This window comes from Aquabacterium sp. (genome assembly GCF_044226965.1).
GTDB lineage: Bacteria > Pseudomonadota > Gammaproteobacteria > Burkholderiales > Burkholderiaceae_C > Pseudaquabacterium.
The window spans coordinates 1-11,378 of the sequence record NZ_JBGAGA010000019.1 but is presented as its reverse complement, the minus strand read 5'-3'; the positions used below and the strand labels follow the sequence as shown (position 1 = coordinate 11,378).

Genomic DNA, 11,378 nt, shown 5'->3' with positions numbered 1-11,378 from the left:
TTCCTAGCGCCTCAAGGCAGCGGCTGCGCGAGCAGCTCGCCATGCGAGGCGATCACGCGGCTGTAGTAGCGCGCGCTGTCCTTCGGCGTGCGCTCGAGCGTCTCGAAGTTCACGTGCACGATGCCGAAACGCTTGGAATAGCCGAGCGACCATTCCAGGTTGTCCATCAGGGACCAGGCGAAGTAGCCGCGCACGTCCACGCCCTGGCCGATGGCCGCGTGCACGGCCTTCAGGTGCTGCTGGAAGTAGTCGACGCGCAAGGGGTCGCGCACGCGGCCGTCCGGCGCGGCCGGCGGGTCGAAGAAGGCGGCGCCGTTCTCGGTGACGTACTGCGGGATGCTGCCGTAGCGGTCGCGCGCCCACACCAGCGTGTCGGTTAGGCCCTGCGGGTAGACCTCCCAGCCGGTCTCGGTGTAGGTGGCCTGGGTCTGGCGTACCGGCGCGGCCTTCAGCGGCGGCCACGGAGCGTCGTCGTGCCGCACGACGTTGCGGGTGTACCAGTTGATGCCGAGGAAATCGATCGGCTGGCGGATCAGCGCCATGTCCTCCTGCGGCCACTCGGGCCAGGCTTCGCCGAAGATCTCGCGCAGCTCGTCGGGGTAGCGGCCGAGGAACACCGGGTCCAGGTACTGCCGGTTCATGTAGGCATCGGCACGGCGCGTGGCGGCCAGGTCGGCCTCGCTCTGGCTGGCCGGGTACTTGGGCTCGATGTTGACCACCAGGCCGACCTGGTGCTTGCCAATAGCGCGGTAGGCCTGCACCGCCTTGCCATGCGAACGCAGCAGGTGGTGCGAGGCAATGGGCGCCTCGAAGCGGTTGCGGTGGCCGGGCGCCAGCGCCCCGTGCAGGTAGCCGCCGTCGGTCACCACCCAGGGCTCGTTCAGCGTGGCCCACAACTTCACGCGGTCGTCCAGTCGCCGGTACATCACGCTGGCGTAGTCGGCAAACCAGTCGGCCACGTCGGGGTTCAGCCAGCCGCCGCGGTCGTCCAGCGCCGCGGGCAGGTCCCAGTGGTAGAGCGTGATCATCGGCTGGATGTCGTGCGCCAGCAGCGTGTCGACCAGGCGCTCGTAGAAGCCCAGGCCGCCCTCGTTCACGCGGCCGCGGCCCTCCGGCATCACCCGGGCCCAGGCCACGCTGAAGCGGTAGGCGGTGAGGCCGAGCGACTTCATCAGCTGCACGTCGCTTTCCATGCGGCGGTAGTGGTCGCAGGCCACGTCGCCGGTGTCGCCGTCCTTCACCAGCCCGGGCGTGCGCACGAAGCGGTGCCAGATGCTGGGTCCCGCGCCGTCGGCCAGCGGCGAGCCTTCCACCTGGTACGCGGAGGTGGCCGCGCCCCACAGGAACGGGCTTGGGAAACGGAAGGTCGCGGACATGGGCACGGTGCGGTCGGTGAACGTGATGTAAACGTTATCACGCGGACATCAGCGCAGTAAAACGTTTTCATTGCGGGGTTTACCCGTGTTTGCCGTCAGTGCCGGGCCATTCAAGCTGACCCGCCCCGGCGCCGATATGCCGGCATGGAGTTCCTGCGCCAGCTGCTCGTGCCGGCCGACCCGCAGCAGCAGGGTCGGCTCAAGGTGTGGGCCGTCGGCGCCGCCAGCTATGCGCTGTGCGGCAGCGTGCAGGTGATCGAGGTGGCGCTCGGCCTGCTGGAGCGCCGCCTGTCGGACCCGCTGCTGGTGGCCATGGCCTGCGCGGCGCTGGTCTTCTTCGGGCTGATCCGCAGCGGCCTGAACCAGCGCATCGCCAGCGACCCGACCCTGACGCTGGTGCAGCTGGCGTTCGGCCTGGGCTTCAGCATCTGGTCGTACACGATCACCGGTGCGGCCCGCGGTGCGATCCTGATGGTGCTGATCAGCAACCTGGTGTTCGGCGCGGTCTCGCTTGCGCCGCGCCAGCTGCGGCGCCTGGCGCTGGCGGCGCTGGCGGTGCTGGGTGCGGCGATGCTTGCCTGCGCGCTGCACGATCCGCTGCACCACCCGTGGCGGCTGGAACTGGTGCACTTCCTGTTCACCGGCATCGTGATGGGCACCGTCACCTGGCTCTCCGGCCACCTGAGCGAGCTGCGCTCCCGGCTCGGCCGCCAGACCAAGGACCTGAAGGCGGCGCTGGCGCAGCTGCAGCAGGTGGCCACGCGCGACGAGCTGACGCAGATCCACAACCGCCGCCACCTCGGCGAGTTGATGGCCGCCGAATTGCGCCGCCACGAACGCAGCGACGCGCCGCTGTGCCTGGCGCTGCTGGACATCGACTGGTTCAAGAGCATCAACGACCGCTTCGGCCATGCCGTCGGCGACAAGGTGCTGCAACGTTTCGCGGCCGCCGCGCAAGGCGTGCTGCGCGCCACCGACCTGCTGGGCCGCTGGGGTGGCGAGGAGTTCCTGGTGCTGCTGCCGGACACGCCGATCGAGCAGGCACCGGCCGCCCTGGAGCGGCTGCGCCAGCGCCTGGCTCACGAGGACTTCGGCGCCATGGCGCCCGGCCTGCAGGTCACCTTCTCCTGCGGGCTGACGCTGTGCGCGCCAGGCGAATCGATCGAAGCCGCAACCGAGCGCGCCGACCAGGCCATGTACGCAGCCAAGACCCAGGGCCGCAATCGCACGACGGTGCTGCTGCCCGGCGACGCCGCGGACTCACGGCCCGCCATGCAAGCGCCAGCGGCCCCTGCCGAGGCCGCCGCGGCACCACCGGCTGCTAGACTTCGGCCGCTCGAAGCCTCCGCCTGACGATGTCCGAGCCCATGCCCCACCCCGCCCCGGTCGACGCCCTCGGCAACCTCTTCGTGGTGGCCGCGCCCAGCGGCGCCGGCAAGTCCAGCCTGGTGAAGGCGCTGCTCGAACTCGATTCGCACCTGACCGTCTCGGTCTCGCACACCACGCGTGCGCCGCGCGGGCAGGAGCAGCATGGCCGCGAGTACTGGTTCGTCGATGCCGCAACCTTCCGCACCATGGTCGAACGCGGCGAATTCTTCGAGTGGGCCGAGGTGCATGGCAACCACTACGGCACCTCGCGCGCCGCGGTCGAGGAACGCCTGGCCAGGGGCGAGGACGTGGTGCTGGAAATCGACTTCCAGGGCGCGCTGCAGATCAAGCAGCTGTTCGCGCATGCGGTGCTTATCTTCATCCTGCCGCCGAGCTGGACCGAACTGCGCCAGCGCCTGATGCGCCGTGGCGAAGACAAGCCCGAGGTCATCGAGCAGCGCATGGTCAATGCGCGCGAGGAAGTGGCCCAGGCCCGGTACTTCGACTTCGTTATAATCAACGCTTTGTTCGAAACGGCACTCTTCGATCTGAAGACCGTGGTTCATTCCCAGCGTTTGCGGTATGCCGCGCAGTTGCGCAACCGGTCCCAGGTGTTCGCCGCGCTGGACCTGAACTGAGTACCGTCGTTTCGCCCCGAAAACAACCTTCGCTACAAGGCAAGACCATGGCCCGCATCACCGTCGAAGACTGCCTGCAGAAGATTCCGAACCGCTTCCAGCTCGTGCTGGCCGCCACCTACCGCGCCCGCATGCTGAGCCAGGGCCACGCCCCCAAGATCGAAACCAAGAACAAGCCCGGCGTCACGGCGCTGCGCGAAATCGCCGAAGGCGAAGTCGGCATCGAGATGCTGCGCCGCGTGCCGCTGTAAGCCACGCCAGCCTTCGCGTTTCGCACAAGGGCACCCTCGGGTGCCCTTTGTCTTTTCGGGCCCGTGACAGACCCGTGTCACAAAGCAGGCTAAATTCGGGCCATGGGGATTCGATCGTTCGCTGCCGAGTTGCTGTTGCCTGCCGCGCTGCAACCGCGCTTGCGACCCCCGGCCGACACCACCCCGAAGGCCGAGGCGGCCTCCTTCGCCGCGCTGTCCGACAAGCTGTCCTACCTGGGCAAGGCGGAGATCAAGCAGATCCGCGAGGCCTACAAGTTCGCTGACGAAGCGCACCTGGGCCAGTTCCGCGCCAGCGGCGAACCCTACATCACGCACCCGATCGCGGTGGCCGGCCTGGTTGCCGACTGGCGGCTCGACGCGCAGGCCGTGATGGCCGCGCTGATGCACGACGCGATGGAAGACTGCGGCGTCACCAAGGTCGAGCTGATCGAGCGCTTCGGCGCCCCCACCGCCGAACTGGTCGATGGCCTGACCAAGCTGGACAAGCTGCAGTTCTCGACGCGCGAGGAAACCCAGGCCGAGTCCTTCCGCAAGATGCTGCTGGCGATGGCGCGCGATGTACGCGTCATCCTGATCAAGCTGGCCGACCGGCTGCACAACATGCGCACGATGGCCGCGATGGCGCCCAACAAGCGCCAGCGCATCGCGCGGGAAACGCTGGACATCTACGCGCCGATCGCCCACCGCCTGGGCCTGAACCAGATCTACCGCGAACTGCAGGAACTCTCGTTCGAGCACCTCAATCCCTGGCGCTACGCGGCGCTGGCCAAGGCGGTGAAGCGCTCGCGCGGCTACCGCCGCGACATCGTCGAACGCGTGCACGGCGAGGTCGAGAAGGCCTTCGCCACCGCGAAGATGAAGGTGCTGGTCTACGGTCGCGAGAAGACCGTCTACAGCATCTACCGCAAGATGCGCGAGAAGCACGCCGGCTTCGCGCAGGTGAGCGACATCTTCGGCTTCCGCATCGTCACCGGCTCGCTGCCCGATTGCTACCTGGCGCTGGGCGTGCTGCACCAGCTGTACAAGCCGGTGCCGGGGCGCTTCAAGGACTACGTGGCGATCCCCAAGCCCAACGGCTACCAGTCGCTGCACACCACGCTGGTCAGCCCGCTGGGCACCGCCGTGGAGTTCCAGATCCGCACCGACGAGATGCACGCCATCGCCGAGAGCGGCATCGCCGCGCACTGGCTCTACAAGCAGGAGCGCAAGGGCAGCGGCGAAGCGCAGCCGATGGGCGCGATGTGGCTGCAGTCGCTGCTGGACATCCAGGACGAGACGCGCGACTCGGCCGAATTCCTCGAGCACGTCAAGATCGACCTGGTGCCCGAAGCGGTGTACGTCTTCACGCCGATGAGCAAGATCATGGCCTTGCCGCGCGGTGCCACTGCGGTCGATTTCGCCTACGCGATCCACTCCGACGTCGGCGACCACTGCGTGGCCGCCAAGGTCAACGGCGAGCCGGTGGCGCTGCGCACCGAGCTGAAGAGCGGCGACGTCGTCGAGGTCATCACCGCGCCCGGCGCGCGGCCGAACCCGGCCTGGCTGAACTTCGTGCGCACCGGCCGGGCGCGCTCGAAGATCCGCCACTTCCTGAAGACCATGGAGCAGGAAGAGTCGCGCGGCCTGGGCGAGAAGCTGCTGGCGCAGGCGCTGCGGGCCGAAGGCCTCACCCTGCCCTCCACCGACCCCACCGACAGCGAAGCCAACGCCGTGTGGCAGCAGCTCACGCGCTGGAGCGGCAACCGCGGCCGGGGCGAACTGCTCACCGACATCGGCCTGGGCCGCAAGATCGCCACCATCGTCGCCAAGCGCCTGGCGCAGCTGATGACCGAGCGTGGCGCCCGCCCCGACGCGGTGACCCTGACACTGGGCCGCTATGGTGCCGACGACAACACGCCTTCACAGGGCGGCGTGGTCATCGACGGCAGCGAAGGCGCTTCGGTGCAGCTGGCCACCTGCTGCCGGCCGATCCCGGGCGACGAGATCGTCGGCTACCTCGGCCGCGGCGAAGGCCTGCTGGTGCACACCGCCGACTGCCACAACGGCAAGCGCCTGGCCGAGCGCGACCCCGAGCGCTGGATGGCGGTGGAATGGGCCGAGCAGCCGACCCGGCCCTTCGAGACCATGGTGCAGGTGCTGGTGCGTAACGGCAAGGGCGCGCTGGCCCAGGTGGCGGCCTCGGTGTCGTCGGCCGAGGCCGACATCACCCATATCGACATGGACAACGAGCAGGACCCCGACGTGGCCGAACTGCGGCTGCTGGTCTCGGTGCGCGACCGCCTGCACCTGGCCGACCTGCTGCGCACCTTGAAGCGCTCGCCGCCGGTGATGCGGGCTTCGCGCGTCAAGCCGTAGGCCCCCGGGCCCGCTGCGAAGGACATCGACGGCTCAGACCGGTCGCAATTCGTTCAGTGCCCGCTTAACGAACCCAAACGCGCGCTGTTTAGGATTTTCTTAAGGCGCGTTTACGCAAGACTTAGCGGCGGGGCCCGGCCGGCGTTCGTAGGATGTGACAACACTCCCGTCAACGCCTACCTGAGCGAACTATGTCACTCGCCGGCATCCGAATTGTTCATGCGCCGTTTTAGGGCGCCCTCCGTACAGTGGGCCCATCGACTCGAAGATGACGCCCATGATGACCTCTGGCTTCCAGCGCAGCACCTTCGCCGCCCCGGCTGCTCAGCAGCTGTGCCGGATTCCAGCTGACCTGAGCGCGAGCTGGCGCATGCCCGATGGCACGCCGGTGCTGCTGCGCCCGGTGCTGCCCAAGGACAGGCCGGCGCTGGCCCGCTTCGTGGGCGGCCTGTCGCGCACCAGCCGCCAGGCGCGCTTTCCCGGCTCGGGCGAAGCGCTGTCACCGGCCCAGCTGGCCCAGCTGACCGAACTGGACTTCGACCATCACGTCGGCTGCGTGATCACGGTGCCCGATGAGGGCGGCGAACGCATCATCGGCGAGGCCTGCTTCATGGTCGACGGCAACAGCGGCAGCGCCGACATCGCGCTGGTGGTGGCCGACGGCTGGCAGCGTCACGGCATCGGCACCCAGGCCCTGCTGGCGCTGGCCCGCGCTGCCGCACGCCGCGGCCTGCGCTGGCTGCGCGCCGATGTGCCGGCCAGCCACCGCGCCTGCCTGAGCCTGCTGCACCACTGCGGCTTCACCCGCACGCCGCATCCCGAAGAGGACGATCTGGTCCAGCTGCACCTGCTGCTGCTGCCGCCCTTTCCGGGCTGATCTGACCCACCCCCGCAGCGCCTGCGGCGCTTCCCCCTCGAAGGGGGCCACGCCAGCGGACCGGCCGCGCCGGATCCGCGGCGTGTGCTGGGATGGCGTTGGCTTGCCTATACTTTCGCGCCATCGGGCCGGCACCTCCGGCCCTTGGTCTGAAGCCAAGGCGGCGCGGCGGTGCGATTCGAACAGATCCTCGATGCGGCTAGCGAGCTGCTGCAACGGCGCCAACGTGTCTCCGGCCGGGCCCTGCAGCGCGAGTACGGGCTCGACGAGGCCGCGCTGTCGGACCTGGTCCACGAACTCGTCACGGTGCTGCGCGTGGCGCGCCTCGATGACGACGGCGTGCTCAACGCGGTGCCCGCGGCGACGCCGGCCCCGGCCAGCCCGGCCCTGGCGCCCGGCCCCGCGGCGACCGGGACCAACCCGGCCCCCAGCCCGGAGGCCGAGCGGCGGCTGATCACCGTGCTGTTCTGCGACGTGGTCGGCTCCACCCGACTGTCGGGCCGCATGGACCCCGAGGACTGGCGCGACCTGCTGCGCCTGTACCAGCAGGAATGCGCGCAGGTGCTGCTGCCGGCCGGCGGCCACATCGCCCAGTACCTGGGCGACGGGCTGCTCGCCTACTTCGGCTGGCCGCAGGCGCATGAGGACGATGCCGAGCGCGCGGTGCGCGCCGGCCTGGCCCTGCAACCCGCGGTCCAGCGTGCCACCGCGGTGGCCTTGGCCTCCTTGCTGCCGGGCGGGCTACGCCTGCGCACCGGCATCCACACCGGTGTCGTGGTGGTCGGCCAGGTGGGCAGCGGCGACCGCCGCGAGGCCCTGGCGCTGGGCGAGGTGCCCAACCTCGCCTCGCACATCCAGCACCGCGCCGCGCCGGGCACGGTGGTGGTCAGCGACACCACGCTGCGGCTGCTGCACGACGTCTTCATCACCGAAGACCTGGGCCTGCACCGGCTGAAGGACAGCGCGCAGCCGATGCGCCTGGCCTGGGTGCAGGGCGAGCGCGATGCCTCCGAGCGCCAGGGCGGCCGCCACGCGCCGCTGATCGACATCGACGGGCGGCTGACCCAGCTGCACCAGGCCTGGGCCGCGGCACGCCAGGGCGCCGGGCGCGTCGTCACGCTGCGCGGCGAAGCCGGCCTGGGCAAGACCCGATTGGCCGGCGAGTTGCGCGCGGCGCTGCAGGCGGCCGGCGCCAGCGCCATCGTGCTGCGCTGCTCGCCCTTCCACCGCCACAGCGCGCTGTATCCGCTGGCCCAGCACCTGGCGCGGCGCAGCGGCCTGCATCCGCAATCGGCCGAAGACGAGGTGCAGGAACGCCTGTCGGCGCTGTTGACCGAAGCCGGCATCGCGCGCGACGATGGTGTGCCGCTGCTGGCGGCGCTGCTGGCCCCGGCTTCGGCGGCCGCGCAATCGGTGGTCGGCTGGAGCCCGGCCGAACTGATGCAGGGCACCCAGGCGCTGCTGCTGGACTGGCTCACTGCCACCTCGCTGCGATCGCCAATGCTGCTGGTGTGCGAAGACCTGCACTGGGCCGACCCCTCGACGCTGAGACTGATCGAACGCCTGGTCGAGCGCACACCGCAGACCCAGGGCCTGCTGCTGCTGCTGACCCAGCGACCCGACTTCGACCCGCCCTGGCTGCAGCAACCCGACCAGGACCGCATCGAGCTGCAGCGCCTGCCCGCCGACGTGATGCGCATGCTGGTGCGCGGCCTGGCCACCGAGGCCGGCGCCGGCGAGCTGCCGCCGGCCCTGGTCGAACGCCTGGTCGACACCGCCGACGGCGTGCCGCTGTACGCCGAGGAAATCCTGCGGGCCGTGCTCGACGGCCAGGACCGTGGCCGCGGCCTCGACACGCCGTGGCCGGCGCAGATGCCGACCACGCTGCACGCCTCGCTGATGGCGCGGCTGGACCGGCTGGGCACTGCCAAGTCGCTGGCGCAGACGGCCGCGCTGCTGGGCCGCGAGTTCAGCTTCGAGCTGCTGGCCGCGGTGAGCGAACGGCCGGCGCCCGAGCTGAGCCACGGCCTGCACCAGCTGGTGAGCGCCGGGCTGCTGCGCCGCCGCGGCATCGCGCCCCAGGCGCGCTATGTGTTCCGCCATGCGCTGCTGCAGGCGGCGGCCGAGGAATCGCTGCTGCGCAGCACGCGCAAGCAGCTGCACCAGCGCATCGCCGGCGTGCTGGCCAGCCAGTTTCCGGCGGTGCTCGAGCTCGAACCCGAAACGGTGGCGCGCCACTTCACCGAGGGCGGCGAGCCGCTGCGCGCCTTGCCGCTGTGGCGCCGCGCCGGTGAACGCGCGCTGAACCGCTCGGCGGTGATCGAAGCGCTGGCCGACCTGGACCAGGGCATGGCCCTGCTCGAAGCGCTGCCCACCGGCGAGCAGCGCGACCGGGCCGAACTGGGCCTGCAGGTGCTGCGGCTGGCGGCGCTGCGCGCCTCGCAGGGCGTGGCCGCCGCCGCCACCGGCGCGGCCAGCGAGCGTGCGGTGGAACTGGCCCGCGCGCTGTACGACGAGGGCGCGATGATCACCGCGCTGAACGGCCTGTATGCGTATCACATGGTGCGGGGCCAGTGCGCTGCGGCGCTGGCGCCCGCGCGCCAGCTGCTGAGCGTGGCGCGCACCAATGCCGACCCGACGATCGAGATGATCAGCCACCGCGCGCTGGGCGCCGTGGCCTTTCACGTCGGCGACCCGGTCACCGCCCGCGCGCACCTGCAGCGCGCGCTGGCGATGTACGACCACCAGCGCCATGCGGGCCTGGCCCATGCCCAGGGCATCGACCACAAGGTGATGGCCGGCAACTTCCAGGCCCTGACGCTGTTCGTCCTGGGTGAGGAAGAGAGTGCGCAGGCGCTGCAGGACGAGCTGATCGCGCATGCCGAGGCCACCGGCCATGCGCACAGCCTGGCGCAGTCGCTGATCTTCGGCTGCCTGCTGCTGTCACTGCGCGAACAGGGCCCGAGCCTGGCCGCGCTGGCCGAGCGCACCGAGCAGGTGGGCCGCGAGCACGGCTTTGCCCTGATGGCCGGCGGCGGCATGTTCTTCCGCGGCGCCGCGCTGCTGCACCAGGGCCAGGCCGAAGCCGCGCTACCGCTGATGCGCGACGGCGCCGCTGCCTGGTGGGGCACCGGTGCGCGCAACTACCGCGCGCATGGCGAGATGCTGATGGCCCAGGCCGAAGCGGCGCTCGGCCGGCTCGACGATGCACGCACCCTGCTGCTGGCCGCGCACGAAGGCATCGCGCTCACCGGCGAGGTCTGGGCCGAGCCCGAACTGCGCCGCATCGAAGCGCTGCTGCTGCGCCCCGCCGAAGGCCGCGCCGCCAGCCAGCGCCGGCTGACCGAAGCTCTGGCGCTGGCCGAGCGCCAGGGCGCGCGCATGTGGCAGCAGCGCATCGCGGCGGCAGTCGCCGCCCTGGGCTGCGGGCGGACCGGTCAGCGGTAGGCCTGCGGGTCCGGCGAATCGGTCGGCCGCGCGATGACGCGCAGCAGCGAATCGCTCATCGGCAGCTTCAGGTTGATGTCCTGCGGCGGGATCGGGCTCTCGAACCACCTCTTGTAGATCGCGTGGATCTGGCCGCGGCGGAACAGGTCGACGATCACGCCGTCCACCAGCTGCTTGAAGGCCGGATCGTCGCGGCTGAGGCCGATCGCGTAGGGCTCGACCGTCAGGGCCTCGGTCGAGATGCTGTATTCGCGCGCATCCGGCGCGGTGGCCAGCAGGCCGCGCAGCAGCACGTCGTCCATCGCGAACGCGGCGGCCCGGCCGGCGCGCACCATCTGGAAGGCATCGGCATCGTCGGCGCCGGCGAGGATCTTCATGTCCAGCCCGCGCGCCTGGTTGGCCGCCGTGAGGAACTGGATGCTGGTGGTGGACACCGTGGTCGCCACCGGCTGGCCACGCAGGTCGTCCAGGCCGCGGATGTTCGCGCTGCTGCGCGTCAGCAGCCGGCTCGCGGCCACGAAGGTGGTGATCGAGAAGGCCACCGACTTCTGCCGCTCCGCGGTGTTGGTGGTGACGCCGCATTCGAGGTCGATGGTGCCGTTGGCCAGCATCGGCACGCGCGTGGCCGAGGTCACCATCACCAGCCGCGTCTCGATCGTCGGCTGGTTCAGGCGCAGGCGGATCGCATCGACCACGCGCTCGCAGATGTCGATCGAGTAGCCGACCGGCCGGCGCTTGGCATCGAGGTACGAGAACGGCATCGAGCTGACGCGGTAGCCCAGCGTCACGACACCGGTGTCGCGGATGCGGCGCAGGGTCGGCGACTCCTGGGCCGCGGCGGGCAGCGCCAGCGCCGCCATCAGCAGCGGCAGCAGCAATGCGCGGGCGGAAGCAAGGCACGCGGCCAGGGACATCGATGCGGCGAGCGAGGGGTTCATCGGCGGCTTGCCGAAGCAATACGCGCGCCCAGTGGACCGACCGGCGGCAGCGCGGCGCGAGTGTAGCGCCAGAACGGTGCACGCCTGCCCGTGGTGAACCCGGGGCT

Annotated in this window: 8 protein-coding genes; 6 read left to right on the top strand and 2 right to left on the bottom strand. The window is 70.5% G+C overall.

Annotated features, from left to right (window positions below; genetic code table 11):
• Nucleotides 1-11: 11 nt before the first annotated feature.
• On the bottom strand, nt 12-1,376 hold the full coding sequence (locus tag ACILR4_RS10930; protein ID WP_395700880.1) for a GH1 family beta-glucosidase: 1,365 nt from the start codon (nt 1,374-1,376) through the stop codon (nt 12-14).
• Nucleotides 1,377-1,520: 144 nt separating this feature from the next.
• On the opposite strand from ACILR4_RS10930, the gene ACILR4_RS10925 reads away from it, so the two are divergent.
• The 6 genes from ACILR4_RS10925 to ACILR4_RS10900 all read left to right on the top strand — a co-directional run bounded on the left by ACILR4_RS10925 (nt 1,521) and on the right by ACILR4_RS10900 (nt 10,333).
• Complete coding sequence (locus ACILR4_RS10925; protein WP_395700879.1) at nt 1,521-2,729, top strand: GGDEF domain-containing protein; 1,209 nt, start codon at nt 1,521-1,523, stop codon at nt 2,727-2,729.
• A 14-nt stretch (nt 2,730-2,743) separates the two neighbouring features.
• Nucleotides 2,744-3,382 carry a guanylate kinase gene (gene gmk / locus ACILR4_RS10920; RefSeq protein ID WP_395700878.1) on the top strand — a complete coding sequence of 213 codons (639 nt, stop codon included), beginning with the start codon at nt 2,744-2,746 and terminating at the stop codon, nt 3,380-3,382.
• A 47-nt stretch (nt 3,383-3,429) separates the two neighbouring features.
• Complete coding sequence (gene rpoZ, locus ACILR4_RS10915; RefSeq protein WP_395700877.1) at nt 3,430-3,633, top strand: DNA-directed RNA polymerase subunit omega; 204 nt, start codon at nt 3,430-3,432, stop codon at nt 3,631-3,633.
• A gap of 102 nt (nt 3,634-3,735) precedes the next feature.
• The gene (locus ACILR4_RS10910; protein ID WP_395700876.1) at nt 3,736-6,009 is read left to right on the top strand and encodes a RelA/SpoT family protein; all 2,274 of its coding nucleotides are present in this window, start codon (nt 3,736-3,738) and stop codon (nt 6,007-6,009) included.
• Nucleotides 6,010-6,286: 277 nt separating this feature from the next.
• The gene (locus tag ACILR4_RS10905) at nt 6,287-6,886 is read left to right on the top strand and encodes a GNAT family N-acetyltransferase (RefSeq protein WP_395700875.1); all 600 of its coding nucleotides are present in this window, start codon (nt 6,287-6,289) and stop codon (nt 6,884-6,886) included.
• 171 nt (nt 6,887-7,057) lie between these two features.
• Complete coding sequence (locus tag ACILR4_RS10900) at nt 7,058-10,333, top strand: AAA family ATPase (protein ID WP_395700874.1); 3,276 nt, start codon at nt 7,058-7,060, stop codon at nt 10,331-10,333.
• On the opposite strand, the gene ACILR4_RS10895 is transcribed toward ACILR4_RS10900, so the two are convergent.
• A complete protein-coding gene (locus ACILR4_RS10895) occupies nt 10,324-11,271 on the bottom strand; it encodes an amino acid ABC transporter substrate-binding protein (protein ID WP_395700873.1) in 948 nt (315 codons plus the stop codon). The two genes, ACILR4_RS10900 and ACILR4_RS10895, sit on opposite strands and share 10 nt — an antisense overlap.
• Nucleotides 11,272-11,378: the final 107 nt, after the last annotated feature.